Origin of the sequence: Pseudomonas sp. P9_31, assembly GCF_034008235.1 — a bacterium.
Taxonomy (GTDB): Bacteria; Pseudomonadota; Gammaproteobacteria; order Pseudomonadales; family Pseudomonadaceae; genus Aquipseudomonas.
This window is the reverse complement of the sequence record NZ_CP125375.1, coordinates 5,452,786-5,469,628: the sequence shown is the minus strand read 5'-3', so window position 1 is coordinate 5,469,628 and position 16,843 is coordinate 5,452,786. Positions and strand designations below refer to the sequence as shown.

Sequence of the window (16,843 nt, the reverse complement as noted above, 5' to 3'; positions counted from 1 at the left end):
GCGAGGTTAAGCGAGAGCTGCCGATGTCCCGAGAGGCCTCGCCTGGCCAGTTTCAAACAAAAAACTTACCTTGCGATTTGTTGTGTTCATTAAGCTTGAACAGTAACTCCCGTCCTCTTTGTATCGTTGCGCGCGAGATGGCCATCTCACTTTGCATTGAGGTGCGGCTTATGAGGCTTGAGCTTTCTATGCCTATACGGTTGGCCATGCGATCAGTGGCTCGACCCAGCTGGCCTTTCACACCCGAGGCATAAAACTCATCCACCCCCAATTCGTCAAATGCTGCGTTGATGGCGTGAGTATCGTGCTCCAGAAAGTTGTCGAGTTCGATCAGGGCATTGTTCAAACGCTCGATTTTCTGTCCCGGCAGACCGTCGAGGGCTTTGGTAGCTTGGGTCGACGATTCAAAGTTTGGAATCCACGCTCCTTTGACCTCAAGCACCTTTGTCAGAACGAAGCCGGTTGCCATCACCGACAGATTTTTCCGCCCGATCTCGTGCTGCGGATTCAGGTCCTTCTTTTTTGCGTGCTGTAACTTTTCGTTCGCGTCATAGAAAGCCGTCCGTGCTGTGTATTCTATATCGTCAGGCTCTAGTCGCCTGGCCTGGGGATACATGGCGACGGGCATATGCCGTGTTGCATTGAATTTCCCGGCAAGCGAGTCAGTCGTTAAAGAAGTGGCGACTGTCGCCCCCACGATACCAGTCGGTCCGGTTGGTGCGGCCAGCAGGCCCGCCCCCAATGCCATCACATGCCTCACTGCGTTATAGCCGTAACTCTGAAACAGTCTTTTTACGATGTCTCTTTTTCTCATGCTGTTGTAGAGCTGATGGTTCAGCGTGCCCACCCTTTTGTTCACTTCGCTCAAAATGTTGGAATAGGCCCCTAATTCTTCCTTGATGGCGGCTTCGTCTTTTTGAGTGCCGTGATGATCGATGTAACGCAGCGGATTATTCCCAACCATGCAATACAAGTTCAGCCCGTCGACCGTGCCCGCCGGGTCGGCGCTGATCCACCGCTGCAACCACGGTGCGTAATACCTGTGTCCGTAGTAATAGAGGCCACTGGCGTCGCGCTCCTTGCCGGAATACCGAATGGTTTTGTAGTCGGCCTCCACAGCCGAACGGGATGCCGTCCAGGCAGTCCCGCCATAAGGCAAATAGCTTTCCTGGCTAATGAGCCAGGCCTGGTCGTCGAGTTCCAGTGAGCTGGAGCCCAGATGGTCGTCAAGGCTATAGCGCAGCTGGTTTGCCGCGATACCGGCCGGCCGGCCTTGGGTCCAGTGCAGGTAACGTACGCTACAGCGGCCGGCTTGCAGGGTGATGACTTCCAGTCGCTCGTTAGTGCGGGTACGTATCTCGATGCCCGGCAGATAACGGACTTCCCGGGTGTGAGTCACTGATGCAGCATAAGTCGTTTGAATCTTGCGTACACGTTGACCGCTGCTGTCGTAGCAGTAGCGCTCAATGTCATCGCGTCCCTCTTCACGCTGGATCAGCATCACGCTGGCAAGCTGATTGTGGGGGTTCCATTCCAGCGCCTGACCCGGATGTAACGCCTGCTGGTTACCGTTGTCATCGTAGCTTGCTGCAATGTCAGGTGTTGAGTCGCCCTTGCTCCAGGACAGAAGGCGATTGTTTGCGGCGGCAACGTTCAGGGTCCGGGTGTAGTTGCTGCGGTCGCGAACATGGCGCAGTTCGGTCAGATTGCCGCCGGTGTCGTACTTGTAGTGCTCGGTAAAGTTGAACAGTTGCCGGGCGTCGATCGGTGTTCTGCTGAAGATGGGCAGGTGGGGTTGGTTGTGCGGTCCCGCCGCTTCACGGCCCGTCGCGCCGGTCAGTTGGTAGAGGCTGTCATAGGTGAAGGTGCTGACCGCTTCGACCCGTTGGTTACTGCCGAACTGCACCGGTTGGGCCTTGTCCTCGATGCGCGTCACATTGCCCACCGCGTCATAGGTGTAGTGCAAATCCTGCAAGGTGTTGGCAGATACGGATGCGGTGAGTGAGATCAAGCGGCCGCTGGCCGAATCGAACACGGCGCGACTGATCACACCGTTCCCGGCCGTCTGGGATTCGACCTGGCCAAACGCGTTGTAGACGAGATCCTTCACGATGTTTTTTTCGCTCGCAGCGTCTTTTATTTTCAGGTTCACGGACTTGAGCTGGCCGGCGACATCAAACGAGAAGCGCTGTTGGTGTTGGCCGGCATCGATCTGTCGGATGATTTCTCCCTGTGTGTCGTAGTCCCAGACCGTTTTGTAGCCATCGCCCTCTTTGCGCAATCCATTGCGTTCCTGCTCATCCGCTGGCCAGTTCGGCCGTTCAGCGTCCAGAAGGAAGTGTCGTGTCTGGCTCAAAGGTTTGGCGCAGAGTGCGTACTCATCGATGAGCAGGGTACCGGCGCTGTCATCGTGGCGAGTCAGCGCGCCACAGCGGTTGTGTCTGGCGGATTCAGATGAGCTATCGCCATAGCTGAAGCGTTCGACCACCCGCAGATCCTGGCCTGCTGCCTGCTCCTGGATTTCGGTCGGTCTTAGCTGATTGTCGTAGGTTGTTTGCCAATGATTGCCACGCTGATCCCAGCTACGCAGTGTCTGTCCGGCGTCGCCAGGCAAACTCAGGCGCCACCCGGCGTCGACGCTGTCCACTAACAGCGCTTTGCCGGACAGGCTGTAGAGGGTCGTCAGATTGGCCTTTGGCGTTTTACCAAACAGTCGAGGGTCCCACTGCGCAATCTGGCGTCCGGCAGTGTCGTACTGCTGACGGGTAATGCGCGCCTGCGCAGCCTTGGCTGCATCACTACGCCAATAAGCGACATGCCGGACCGTCAGGTCTCGGCTGTCGACTACGTTGATCGTCGGTGTCTTGCAGTGAAGGCGTGCGCTCATGCCTCACCTCCGGTTGTCGGGAGTTGTTCGGACATGACCTCTTGCAGCGTGTCGTTCTCGTCTTCATCCACGGTGTACCAGGGATGACGGGTTTGCCGCCGCAGATAGGAAAGGCCATTTTGTTTTGCCAGACGTGTACGCGTAGGGCGCCCCAACGCATCGTAAAACTGCAGATCGCAATGGCCGAACTGTCGCAAGGACACATCGTTGATGTAGTCATGCTGATCGGCGAAGTAAGGGCGGTAGGTCCGGATCGCCAATCCCTTGTTGTTGTATTCCACCCGTTCGCTGATACGCCAGCGCTTTGCTGCGGTCAGCTCCTTCGGTGTTCCGTCCTCGAGGGTCAGTTCTCCCTTGGCGTTGACGACGTAGGCCGTACCCGATTCGACTTGTTGCTTGCTTTGCAGTGTTCGGCCGAAGCCATCGCAGCAGGTGACGGTGATGCGGATTTGTCTCTGGTTGTCACTGGGGTAGCGATCGGCGACCAGGGTGGCGATGTGTATCGGCTCACGGGCCGAGGTTGCGAGTTCGGTTTTCAGTTTCGCTTCATCGGCCAAGAGTGTTTCAAGGCCTGCCAGGCGACTGCGGACCGAAGCGCAGATGTATCCGGTTGGCAGCACATCACCGTTGGCCACGCAGCGCATTAGCCAGTCGTGGTCCTTCAGCGCTGCGTCCGAGACGCGCCCCATCCAGCTGAATGGCGCGTAGTAGATGGCATTGGCGGCGTCCAGCAGCGCGCCCTTTGCATTGTTGATCGCTTCGGTCGGGCTGGTGAACTCCGGACGCTTGTATTGAGCGATAGGTTTGAAACCTATGAGCGCATTGCTCTTGTTGCTGTAAATGCTGGTGGCCAGCACTTGGCCGAAACCATCATGGAGCCCTTCTTGAATGTTCCCGTTCGGGTCAGTGATGCACCGGGGCTGGAGTGAGCGGTAATCGTAGGTAGCCTTGGTGACACAGCCATCGGGCCGTTTGAGCGCGGTGATGAGACAGTGATAGTTGTCGTAGCTGACCTCGGTCACACCATGGCTCTTACTCGACCGCAGGGTCTGTGTCTTGTAAAAACCCTCCAGTGCGGCGTAGGTCGAGAAACTGCTTTTGACTGACCAGAGTTTTCTGGGAGACGTGGCTACGGGAAGGAAATCGTTCATCCGGTAATAGCCACTTCGTTCGAGCAGTCTTCCCTTGGGGCGAGCCGCTGGCGACAACACGTCGAAGGCTTTTAGGGCTGTTTCGTCCAGCTCGGCGGTTTCCAGATGGTCGGCCAAGGCTTCGAAGTGGGCGACGCCGTCCGGCAGGGCTTCTGCGGTTGAGGTGTTTTTGTAGCGTTGCACGGACAGTCCGGTGAGGACGTGTTGGGTCGTCCAGGCGGTTTGTTTGACGAGTTCGATGAGCTTTTCGTAAGTCATATCCTTTGTGGTCAGCCCTCCAGCCTCGGGCGCCTTGGGTCGCTTCAACGCATTGGTACGCTGGCGATAAGGCAGACCCAGCCGCCATTCCTGGGGGCTATCCAGATGAATGAATTCGGCAAGGCTTTCGTTCACGTAGTAGAACTGCTGTGCCGGATCATGAGCATCGCGCCACCACTGTTGCTGGTCGGCATCGCTGAACGGCGGTGTATTGCTGCGGGTTTTACGTCGGGCGTAATGGGCGTTCACGCTGTGGGTCAATGTGCCGAACAGGTCGTGCTGCAGATTAAGGGTGTGCCGGCATTGCGGATCATCGGCAATGCCTTCGTACTGATAACTGATGGATTCCAACAGCAGCGGCAACATCCGGGCATAGCGCCGATTACCCTCAAGTGTTTGTAGCAAACGTACCTGATAGCGGTTTTCCTGAACCGAATAAAGCGTTCTGGTTTTCAGGCGCTTATCGATTCCGAGGGTCTCGATGCGCAATAAATGCCCACTCAGGGCGCGGGCCATTTCGAGGGTTGTTGCCGTGTCTGGGGATGTGATGCGTGTGTCGTTCTTGAGCTCTGGCTGGTATTGGCAAAGCAGTGCCTTACCCAATGCGACTGCTGCTTTGTCAGCGCTGTGATAACCGGTGCGGGGCAGATCCACCGCTTGCCCGGTGTGGAACCAGCTCTTTGTCTGGCATGGCGTGGTGAAACCTTGCGAGTCGGCATCATCGGGGTTGGTTTCACTGTCGGTTTGCAGCAACAGGCCGAATCCGCGAAATTCCCGCTCGATGCCGTCGTAGTAGCCTTGGCGGTAGGAGAAGCTCTGGGTCAGTCGATTACCGGTAATCTCGTCGAGCCGGGTCTGTTTCGATACCAGATGCAGGGCCATTGGCACATGACAGGTGCGGGGCTTGTCGGCTTTGATTTTCTCCGCTTTTTCATCCAGCCATTCCTGCGCCGAGCTGCGGTAGCTGATGCTGCCGGCGGCGCCCATATTGTTATTGGTGTCGGTGAGTAAATACGGTTTTGCACTGACGAAGTCGTAGCGCCAATGACGGGGTGTCATGTGCGGCAGGCTCAGAATCAGGCTGGAGCAGCCAAGTCCTTGCAGGTCGGCGATGCTCACCTGGCAGAAACGGTCGTAGCGCACACCTTCCGGCCATGGCAGGGCCACTGAAGGGGCGAAACCATTGCCGCTGCGGTTCATGAAAATCCGCGCCTGATCCGTTTCCAGATAGATCAGGTCGGCGGCGCCAGAGCCGTCCAGATCCGCCAGACGGATTCGCGAGGCGTCGAATGTTTCGTATGCAAGGCCAGGAGAGCCCAGCACGATGCCTTTACCGAAACGTCCACGACCCAGGTTTGGCCAGCACTTCACCTCGTTGTGACGAATGCGCACCAGGTGCTGCTGGCCACTGCCCAGGATGTCGCTGAAGGCCACCAGTTCGGTGGGCGAAGAGGTAAGTAAAGGAAGGGCGTCTTCGTCCTCTTTACGAGCCACGTCACGGGCAGCTGAAAAACCTTGTTCTCGTTGATTGGCGTACAAGCGAACACTGCGTGGGCCTATCAGCGTCAGATCATTGAGCCCTTCGCCGATCAGATCGGCCAACTGCCCTTGCGGATTGAAAAAATCCACAGGGAACGCATTGAACGTGGCGAAATCCGACCAGTTTCGGTCGGGGCCGAGGGAGAAAAAACCGCTCAACCCCGGCTGAGCAATGACCCAGTCCAGCCGACCGTCGCCCGTGAGGTCACTCAGTGACTGGCGCACAGGTTTTGCGGTGTCGGCAACGGGAATGTTGGGTAACGCTCGCCACTGATCGTAAGCCACTTCATCGCTTTTGGCTTCGGCTCGCATGGGTTCGCGGTAATACCAGCCACTGTCATTTCGATAGAGCACGCCCGGCAGGCCCTCGCCGTACAAGTCCACCAGTTGATAACCTTGGCTGTCGTTGAGCCCCGGCATGTTCTGAAAGCGCTGCCAGGCGTGGGTATCAGGCAGGCGCTTGAACTCGCTGTAGCTGAATTCAATGGGGGGACGGCTATCGGCGGTTGCCGAGTTGCCAAACGCCTGGTCATGGGCAGCGCTCAGGTGGTGGTAACCCAGAGGCGTCTGGCGGTAATCGAGTAGCAGGCGTCGGATCAGAACGGGTGCGGTGCCTAACTCATCGGGAAAGCGGTGAAACATCAGAACCTGGCGGCACAGGCGTTCGGTACGTAATTCAAAACCGTAGGCGAAGCTGGAAAACGCGTCGCTACGGGCTTGCCACTGTTGGCCTTCATATAGCGGTTTGTGTTCGTACTCTGTACTCCGTTCGCCGTAGTCGAGTATCAACTCGAAATGCCATTGCACAGGCTTCAGCCGATCTGCTTGCCATGAGTAAAGGTGTGCATCGGCCTTGAAATTGCCGTAGCTCACACGGCTCAAGTAGCGCTGGGCTGTTGCGCCTCTCTTGTACTGGTAAAGGATGTGCTCGCCGTGTGAATTCAGACTCTCCTCTAGCAACCATTCGCCGACGCGGCTCGTGTCCTGGGGATCGGCACGACGCGATGCCGGATTTTTTCCGTACAGGTGAAGGCTGCCATCGGCACCGTGCACCAACCAAAAACCCGGTTTGTCGCTCTCCGAAGACCAATGTTCAATCCGGTCGAAGCTGCTTTCGATTCTCGGGAAGTGGCGCACAACAGTATAGGTTGTACCCAGTTCCAGCTCGTTGTAACGATCGATGCGGGTTGAGGTGATGACGCCCTTTTGATCGCGCTCGGGCAGCCACACGACACCGCTGGGGCCGACAATCTCGTCATCCTCGGCATAAGCCGGTACACCCTTGCTGGTGCGTCGCGCAACAGTGGGCAATGACATCCCCCAGCCGATGCCAAACACACTGTTGCCGACCGAACTGCCGTAACTGAGTGACAAGGAAGGTGCAAAGCCGCGACCTGGTGAAATCGGCAAGGCAATCTCATAAGAGGCTGCGCCGTGGGCGCCGATGGCACCCCAGCCTTTGCCAATGCTCTGGATGGCACCGCCACCCTTGGGCAGTGACGGCGTGATAACAGGCAATGCTGTTTGTTCGCTCATTGCGAACCTCCGCCTGCTCTGGCCGTGTAGCTCACGTGCACGATGATGTCGGTGAGCGATTCGAGCATGGACTTCTGAGCAGCATGATTGGGAAACGACAGCTTCCACTTCGAAATCGCGCCCGTGTATTCGAAAGGCAGGTAACGTTCGTCCTGGAAACTCAGGGTGAACAGGCCGTTATCGTCGATGCCCGTCGAGAGCGCTATTTGCTGATTGGCCCGCAGACTTTTAATGGGGGGCTTGTCGGTACCCGGCATGACGACTTCGCTACCCGTCTGGGTCAGCGTGGCGCGGATGTCTTCATAAGGGCTCAGGACGGCCGGCAGGGAAATGCCGATGCTCTTGATCCGGCGCAGGCAGTGGCCGGGGTAGTCGTTGTCGAACAGGGACTGCGTCAGTTCAAACTCGCATGAGCCGGTCTTTACAAGCTCCGACTTGATCCCGTCGGTTGTCGCCGTGCCGTCTGCTCCGGGCGTATCTTCCCAGGGTTTATTGATCGATGTCGGGGGCGTGCCCTTGCTCTCCTCCTTCGCCTTGAGCTGACGTAACGACACGGTCTTGCGGATTTCCAGCTCGCGTTCGTTGCCCAGAAGATAAGCGTTCTTCATCTTGAGCAAACTCAACTTCATACGCTCGCCAGGGCCGAGCCCACGATAGGTGCTGTTCCAGGTCTGGTGCTGGAAGAACGGTTGTGTGGTGTAGTCGATCATCTCGTAGCGCCAACTCAGTTCGGTGAACTGGCACAGCGAAAAGGTCGAGTCATACACCTGGTAGTAGAAGCTTGAGAGTTGATTGGTGAACCACTGGTAAAGCTGCGCATTGGTAAAGCGCTTGCTGAGAAAGTCGTAGGAGGCCCGGGCTTGGGTCAGGGACGCTTGAGTCTGTCGTAACAGCAGTCGCGAGGCGGTCTCTCTTTCGGCCTCCAGCGCCAGTTGTGCATCAATCTGTTCGATCTCCAGCTTTGCCTGGTCGTGGGCGAGCGTCCATTCCTGATGGCGACGACGGTATTGCGCGGCCCGTTCGAGGGCCTCACCAGCGCCATGGGCGGCGGCCGCCACGCCTTGAGCCCCGGCCATCATGGCGAAGGGCACACCCTCCAGGCGATGACCACCGTCTGCCAGGCCAAAAATGTTGGGCGCGACTTTCAGGCCTTGACCGAGTGCCTGGGCCGCGTGGGCGCTTGCTTCTGCGATGCGCCCCGTCAGATGTGAAACGGCAGCTGCCACTTCTTCCGGATTGATGACCTCGTTGACCCGCTGACTGTAGTAATCCCGCCGGCATTCGACGATGGCTTTACTGGCCAGCAAGGCTGCCCGGTTTTTCTCGTCGACCTTCAGGGCCTGGGTCTGCAGGTCTACTGCCATGTTGGCGATGTCCCAGACATGGTGCTGCTGAAACTCTTGATAACTGGCCTGCTCGCGGCGTTCGATGTACGACAGCAGGGTGGTGCCGAATTGAATCACCGTGTCGACCGCGCTCATGGCATGGGCATACAGGGCACTGAAACGGTACGCCGGAATCTCTGAGCCCAGGTGCTGGGCGATGCCGGGCTCCGCGGCGCGTGGGGGATTGGAGCCGAGCAGGTCGCCGGGTGCTATGGGGGGGGCGAAGAGTGGGAGCTTCAATGGACGACCGACGATATCGAGATTGTGCCTGAGGTTATGCAGACGGCTTTCCAGTTTCTCCCAGCGCGCGATCAGTACCGGGTTGAACGGTAAACGCAAATGGGGGGTATCAATGGCATGGACCGAGGGAGGGGATGCATAAGGACGCACACATATTTGCGGCACTACTGCGGAGGAAGCGGACTGGTGTTTTTTGTCTTTGCCAAGTAGTTGTTCAAACGTTCGCAGTCCCTCGTTGGTATCGCCACTGAAATTTTCCAGCGGGACAGTAGTCCAGGGATCGGTTTGTTTGAGGTCCGGACGGGGGCCCATCAGGTCCAGGGCGCGGATGTACCATGATTTCGCTTCCGTCAGACCCTCTGGGGTCAGCGTTCGGAACGCCGTGTCACCGCGGTTGAGCAGGATATCGACATGGAGCAGGTACAACGCTTTGCGAAAGTGCACCGGATGACTGAGGGCAATTTGATGCGGATCTTGTGGGCCCTGGATGGCGTAGGTGGTTTGACCGGGGGCTGGAATGGTGGAGCTGATCAACGGCACCGCATTCCAGTAGTCGGGGTTCATGCCAGTGACCTTTTTGCGGCCGGGATTGAACAGGTAATGCAGCCAGCGTTCGGCTTCGCTGTATTGGCGCTCAGCCTTGAAGCGGTGCGCTACCAGCCATGGAAGGTACAAGAACAACTCGACAAAGTAGCGACCATAGGCGCCGTAGAAATCCATTGGTTCTGTCGCGCCTCCTTCTTTTAAAGATGGCTCCGGCAAGTGCTGGGAACCCCAGCTCAGCAACGTGTCCATGCTCGATTCGGCGCGCTCGATCAAGTGTTTGGCGAACGTGATGTTCATTCGGATGGGCGCACGCTTCCCGTTCGAACGGTTTCTGTCGTCACTGAGTTCGATTGTTGAGCCTGCAAAGTCGATGAACTCTGCCGTACCTGAGGCTGTGTCCTTACGTGAGCTGATTTTGGGTGGGGACAGTGTCTTGTCTGTGGTCGAGTACTTGAATTGAAGTTTCTTTTCCGTGCCGGAAGACCGGTTTCGTACCAATGCAAACTGTGACGTATCCGAGGCTTTTGATTTGCTCAAGTCATCGGGTGTGAGGTTAAGCTCTTGCGTGGTTTTCGAGTCTTTATCTATATGGGCTGACATCGAAACCAGGAGCGGCGGGCCGGACCTTGCTTGGTAGTGCTCGCCATCAACATAGAGTGCAATGAAAAGTGAATCCGTAGTCCCCGACTTTTCATGAATGGCAATGGTTCGTGTTTTTTTCCTGAGCTCGCTCGAGGTCAGGTCGTGAAGCAAATCGTGCGAACCGTAACCCTGCAGGCAGGCCTGCGGTGTGCTCCAGCTTTCGTCGTATTTTTTGTAGCAGAGGTTCAAACGGAACAGCGGGTTGATTCTGTCGTTTTGGCTCTGCGCCGTCTTGGTTACAGCCGCCTTGTCCTGGACGATGCATTCGGCCCAAATCACGTACAGGCGATTGTTGAACACGACCGGGCGAATAGTGTGTTCGATGGCGCTTTCGGAGATCGGCAGGTTGGCGCGTTTCCAGTCCGACCAGGCCTGTGGTTCGGGGGCATCGTATTTAGCGCCGGAAACACCTGAGACCGAAGGGCGGCACGCCATGTCCAGCGAACGCCAGTAGTAGGTGTTGGCGATGGTGGATTTGGCGATGAAGTAATAGGTGCTGTTGGCAAAATCATCCCCGTTGATATAGCCATTGATCGTGGTCAGATTGGCCACTTCTTCAAGCCTTGCCAGATAGGCCAGTACCGCAGTTTGAACCGACTCGGTTGTCAGTTGGTTCTGGTCGATGTCGTTTTCCAGTTGCTGAAAACTGTCGGTTTTTGTCTTGCGAAGGGTCGGGTCAAGATAGACCGCAGGGAAATAGTGCAACCGCTGATGGGTTACCCAGGTCGGATAGTGATGCATGACGGTGCGCCAGGTTTCGACCTGATCGGACGGAATCTGCGCCGTGTGATATCCCGGTTCCATGTTGGTCAGAATGCTGTTGATGTATTGCTGCAGGCTGGCAGTGGCGCAGGCCACGAGGGTAGTGGGCACCTCCTGGGAGACCGACACGTCGAGCAGCCAGTAGTGATACAGGTCATTGGCCGTCTTGAGGTGCTCTGCGATTTTCAGGGCTTTCAGTGTCTCGTCTTGAGGAACGATCGCTGACAGATAGAGCCCGAGCTGCGCATCACGCAGGCTTTCGTTCAATTGTTTTTCAATGGTTGCAGACATGTTCATTCCTTGAGCATGCAGTGGGATCAATGACTGGCCGCCATGACCGCTTCACCGACCGTTTTCCAGGCCGTGGCCGGGCTGTCGTTTTTGAGCGCCGTGGCATTGAGCAGGGCGGCTGCGCCAAGCCCTGTGGCTTTGCAGGTTTTATGGCAGCGCATGACCCAATCGATGTCCTTCATTGTTCGGGCCTTCGCAAGATCCAGCCGCGCGGTCAGTACGGTGACCTCAGTCGTCGTCCAGTTCAGAAGCTGGGCCAGGCGGTCATTGATGGCGGGTGTTGTGGAAGCGGAGTCGTTGGCGAATTCCAGGTAGCTCAGAAGGCTTTCTTCTGTCTGCTGGTAGGTCACCCTGCAATGGTTGAAACGATCGAGCAGGTACAGGCTGCTGAGCGTCAGTGTCAGTGCTGTGTTCGGCTTATCCAGCAAGTGCGGGCGGTGCAGGAACACGCGCAAAGCCCTGTTGCTAAATTGCAGCCGGACAGCGGCCTCGGCGTGGCGTAAAACCGGACGCAGTATCTTGTGAAGGTTGAGTGGTTCTTCTGTTTGCAGAGCAGCGACGAGGACCTGGTGTACAGAGGTTTGCGCCCAAACCAACACCCCCTTTGCACAATTCATGGGCAGCAGAGTGGTTTCCTGCAAAAACTTCTCGATCAGATGCTGCTGTCGATCATGGGCCAGTAGTAGAAGGCGTTTGAGTTTCTGCTTGCAGTCGGCCTGGAGCTTCAGGTTTTTGCCGGAGTTGGCATCCAGCTTTAACGCATCGACGACGTTGTCCAGCTCAGCGGCCAGCTTCTGTGGAACATCGTCATTGATTGCCGATGCGAAAGCTTTCACCAGGCCTGTTGTATCGAGCAGGGTTCGAGCCAGCGTTGTGCGCCAGCTGATATTTTCCGGCAATGACAATGCTGCCAACTCTTGTGGTGTTACTGCGCACTGGAGCGTCTCGGCGCGCAGTTTGGTGAGGTGCTGCTGCAAATCTCCCGGGGCATGATCATTGTCGGTCGTCGGCTCAAGAAGTTGTTGCAGTTTGGGGATGTCGTAGACCGATTCCTTGATCCAGCGGGTAATCCAGTCCATTTGCATCAGCACGTCGAGCAGGTTGAATGCATCAAGCCCCTGGTGTTCCTCTTCTCTCAGGGTGACAGTCAGGTAGGTAGTCGTTATGTCTATGTTATTGCGCGGTGTTGTGATCAGCTGAACATACACAGGGTTTCGACGCAGGAGTTCATCAAGGGTGCCACCCTTGAACTGGATGACAGCCTCTTCCAGAGTCGTTTCTTTATTTGCGCTAACGGTCGGGATCTGGCTGATGCTGATAAAGGGGAGATCCCCGGCTTGAGTCGGGGTCATCAGGACGCGGAACTCATTGATTGTGTCTTTCCTGGCGAACCGTGACGTGTTCATCCGCAGGGTTGACCCGCAAAGCAGGTCAGAATATTGCGCATCACCTTGTGCCGACAGCCGAAAGCGTACGGTCAGCTCGGCATTTTCAACGTCTTTGCTGGCTTTTATTCGAAGGCGGCGCATACCTGAGTCACCACTCGCCAGGCATCTGAAAATGGATTCCCCGCCCAGCAAACTTGCCAGCGTTGAACTCTCGGCAATCGAAAGGCCGAACATTCGGGCAATGCGTGCCTGCCGATAAATCGATGAGAGTGTGGGCAAGTCACACTTGAGCGAGCCAAGGAATTTCTCCGTGTTTTTGACGACTCGCAAGAGCGAGTCTTCGGTCAAAGGCAGGCCAAGGCAGGCGCTCAAGTGCTGGAGAATGGTGTGCGAGACAGGATCCGAGTCATCCGCCTTGAAGGCGCGACCATCGAGTATCAAGGGTGTATCGAACAGCCGGGCCTGGTTGAATAGCTGATCGAACAGGGCGGTGTGATCGCCGCAGGCATAGGGTGATATCTGGTGCAGCAGCGCCCCGAACTCCTCGGCCGAGAGGGAGTACCGGCGGTTCAGATAGCGATAGACCCCGAGGGCACGCATGACATGGCGATCGAGCTGCATCGATGTATTGAGTGGCCGTTGCGATTCAAAAACGCTGCAGATCAGCGTATCCAGTTCGGTGAACGGGATATCGAGCCAGCGTTGAAGGCGGATCATTCGATGCAAGCGTTCGAGTCGTTCCGCGGTCGCGTTAGTGATTTCCCCGGGCCTTTCGCCTCTGTCCAGAAACATGATGCTGGCGTTGTCAGCGACAGAACCGTTTACGTAACGGGCTCCATAGGGCTGGGAATAAGGCGCCGACAATGGGTAGTGAGGCGATGTGCGTGGTGCATATTTGCCTTGCGCCAGCAATGCCTCCATTTGTTCGGCTTTAAGTTCGGTTCGCTCCAGAAAGATGTTTATTTTCTTCAGGTCGGAAGCTGACGCGGTGCCGTAGATGTCTTTCCAGTTGTTCTTTTCCTCGGGGGGGAGATGAGTGTTCGGCGTATCTGTCAGCAGTGCCTGCCGTTTTGGGCCAAGCCCGGACATCAGCATTTGAGCTTCGGCAGAGGAGGCGCTCAGCACACTGCCATAAAGCGTATTGACGCTCTGGGTGACAGGAAGATTGTCGCTGACGAGGTAGTTCAGCTCTCCCAGCGCCGTTTTTTTTGCGCCAAGGCCCAACAGGCACTGATGGTGGAAAAACTCATACGGAAGGGCGAAGGGGTAGCGCGTTTGCGCCAGCACTTCATAGGTCGATTTGCCTTTGTCGTCGGTGGAGTCCAGCCCCGCCTGAATACTTTTGTCCAGAATGTCGTTGACAATCTTGAGCATCGGTTGCGCAGTGAAAGTGCTTTGCTGATCAATCGAGAGCTTTGCCAGATCGGGGCGCCGTTTGCCCAACAGGATTCGGTTGTCTTTTTCAGGCACCGATTCCGAGACGCTGGATTCCAGTTGCAGGGCAAACAGGTACAGCGCTCTGAGGTAGGCGACCGGTGAGTCGATGGCGGCGATCGAATCGACTTTGCAGGCGTCGTTCCAGTTCTCCTTGAACAGATTGGTGTAAGTGGGGCCTTGGTTCTCGATAGCGCGAATGCCTGGAGGGTGCCACTGGTGCTGTACGTTTCCGTCTGAAGTTTGCTGCTCCCGATACAGGTGGCTGATCTGGGCGGCGAGGCATTTGACGTTGTCGTAGAGCGTTCTTGTGTCAATGCTGGACGCGTGATCTTTGAGCGGGCTGTTTTGGATTGCAGTATTGAAGCGATCCTTGAATTCGGCTTCGGTGAGCCGAGTGATATCGAATACTGAGGTGAGTTTCAGTGTGTCTTTAAAAAACTTTTCAAGTGCTGCTTTTGTTTGCTCGGTGCCGTAGGCCCCGAGCAGTGACTGGAGTAAGGGATTGTCGTCCATGCCGATGAGCCTCCTTTGATAGAGCTGACGACACTACGACATGGCATGGGGGAGCGCTGTCAGCCACTCCATGGGGCGGGGGCCAGAACTTTCGCTGCTTGGCTGGGGAAGGGGGAAGGGGAAACTGTAGGATTTTCAAACACGGTATGGCCGGACGTCCCCGAGATCCCCGCCAGTACCGGCACTGACGGGGCAAGGGCGCAGGCTTTATACCCGGAAGTGACTCACCATCATCTGCAACTGATTGCCCAGCCGCGCCAGTTCAACACTGGACGCAGCGGTTTCGTCGCTGGCGGCGGCGGTCTGTTCGGACACGTCGCGGACATTGATGATGCTGCGGCTGATCTCTTCAGCCACGGCGCTTTGTTGCTCGGCGGCGGCAGCGATCTGCTGGTTCATCGACTGGATGTTGGACACCGTGCGGGTGATGTTTTCCAGTGATGCGCCAGCCTTGCGGGTCAGCGCCACGCTGCTGTCGGTCAGGGTGCGGCTGTTGTTCATCACCGCCGACACTTGTTGAGTGCCGTTCTGCAAGCCGGCCACCAGGCCTTCGATTTCCTCGGTGGATTTCTGCGTACGCTGCGCCAGGCCACGGACTTCGTCGGCCACCACGGCAAAACCGCGACCGGCTTCACCGGCGCGAGCGGCTTCGATGGCGGCGTTGAGGGCCAGCAGGTTGGTCTGTTCGGCCACGGCCTTGATCACGTCCATGACGCTGCCGATCTTGTCGCTTTCCTTCTGCAACACGCTCATGGCTTCGGTGGAGCGCTCCACTTCGCTGGCCAGGCGTTCGATCTGGGCGATGGCTTCGTTGACCACTTTGTCGCCTTCGCGAGCTTCGCCGTCAGCGGCGGCTGCGGCCCGGGAGGCTTCTTCGGCGTTGCGTGCGACTTCCTGCACGGTGGCCGTCATCTCGTGCATGGCGGTGGCCACCTGATCGGTTTCCACTTTCTGGCTGTTCACACCCGCGCTGGTTTGCTCGGTCACGGCCGACAGCTCTTCGGCGGCGCTGGCGATCTGGGTGACGCCGTTGCGGATGCCGCTGATCAAGTCCCGCAGGGTCACACCCATACGCGCGATGCCTTGCTGCAACACGCCGAGTTCGTCACGGCGAGTCACTTTGATGTCCTGAGACAGATCGCCACCGGCGATGCGCTCGACCACTGCCAGGGTATCGCGCAACGGGCCTGTGATCTGGCGGGTGATGAGCACGGCGGCAACGATGCCCACCAGCAACGCCAGCAAGGTGCTGATCAGTTGCAGCGTGCGGGCCTGGGCGCTTTCGGCATCACGGCGGTCGAGCTGGAATTGATACAGCTGATCGCTCAGGGTCACGATGACGGCGCCCTGGTCGGTCATTTCCTTGCGCGCCTGCACCGCATCGCTGTTGGCGGCTTTGTAAGCCTGCAAGGCGCTGCGGTAGTTGCTCAGCGCGGTTTCCAGCTGGCGCAGGGCGTCTTGCTGGGTCTCGGCGAAATACACGTTCAGTGGCGTCAGGCTGGCGATGGCCACATCCAGTTGGCCGACGGCTTTTTGCTCGGTCTCGGCGTTGGTGTTGGCGGTGTAGCCGCGCACTTCGTAGCGGGCCAGCATGAACGCTTCCTTGGCGGCGGTGATGGCCTGGAACTGTTCGAAGCGCTGATCGCTCAAGGGCATTTGCTTTACACGGGTATTGATCGCGTCGATCAGCTTGCTGGCGGTTTCGGCATTGGCGCCCATGGCGTCGCGGGCGCTGTTGCCGGTGCGGTACGCGCTGCGCATCTTGTTCAGCGACGTCTGATAAGCGGCGATGGTCGCGGCCTGCTCTTTGAGCATTTTGACGTTTTCAGGGTTTTTGAAGCTGCCCAACAGTGCTGTTTGCTGAGCAACAAAACTGTCCAGGGTGGTCTGCACATTCTGTGCGGCGGTTTCGTCACCGTTGGTCAGCATGTATTGCAGGCGAACCACGCGCAGCTTGGTCAGGCCGGCGTTGAGCTGAGTGATGTCGCTCATCCAGTTGCTGCGGTCAATCAACCCGCCCAGGCTGGTCCAGCCAGTCAGGGCGAGTACGCAGGTCAGGGCCAGGACCAGGCCGAATCCCAGGCCCAGCTTCAGGTTCACGCTGATGTTGCCGAACCAGCTATTCATCAAATTCCTCCAGGAACGTTGCGCTTTTGATCGTCGGTTGGCTGGAAGATTTTTGTTATTAGGAGCCAGCAAGGTATGTAACAGGTATATATCGGCAGCAATTCCGAGAGCTGAATGGATTTTGTCGGGCAGATGCTTGTA

5 protein-coding genes and 1 pseudogene are annotated in these 16,843 nt (G+C 57.2%); all 6 read right to left on the bottom strand.

The genetic code is table 11. The annotated features are described in order from the left end of the window. Window positions 1-52 precede the first annotated feature (52 nt). Window positions 53-2,887: an RHS repeat-associated core domain-containing protein gene (locus QMK51_RS24775; protein WP_320392313.1), complete on the bottom strand. Its 2,835-nt coding sequence runs from the start codon at window positions 2,885-2,887 to the stop codon at window positions 53-55. Then, window positions 2,884-7,371 (bottom strand): SpvB/TcaC N-terminal domain-containing protein, encoded by a 4,488-nt coding sequence (locus QMK51_RS24770; RefSeq protein ID WP_320392312.1) that lies wholly within the window; start codon window positions 7,369-7,371, stop codon window positions 2,884-2,886. The genes QMK51_RS24775 and QMK51_RS24770 overlap by 4 nt, the downstream gene beginning before the upstream one ends. Beyond that, on the bottom strand, window positions 7,368-11,237 hold the full coding sequence (locus tag QMK51_RS24765) for a neuraminidase-like domain-containing protein (RefSeq protein WP_320392311.1): 3,870 nt from the start codon (window positions 11,235-11,237) through the stop codon (window positions 7,368-7,370). The genes QMK51_RS24770 and QMK51_RS24765 overlap by 4 nt, the downstream gene beginning before the upstream one ends. A 26-nt stretch (window positions 11,238-11,263) precedes the next feature. Next, window positions 11,264-14,575, bottom strand: coding sequence for a Tc toxin subunit A (locus QMK51_RS24760; protein ID WP_320392310.1), 3,312 nt, complete (start codon window positions 14,573-14,575; stop codon window positions 11,264-11,266). Between the two features lie 207 nt (window positions 14,576-14,782). Then, window positions 14,783-15,487, bottom strand: a complete 705-nt coding sequence (locus QMK51_RS29050; RefSeq protein ID WP_413817543.1) for a methyl-accepting chemotaxis protein — start codon at window positions 15,485-15,487, stop codon at window positions 14,783-14,785. 201 nt (window positions 15,488-15,688) lie between these two features. Further along, window positions 15,689-16,567, bottom strand: a pseudogene (locus QMK51_RS29045) (methyl-accepting chemotaxis protein); the annotation flags it as partial. Window positions 16,568-16,843 lie beyond the last annotated feature (276 nt).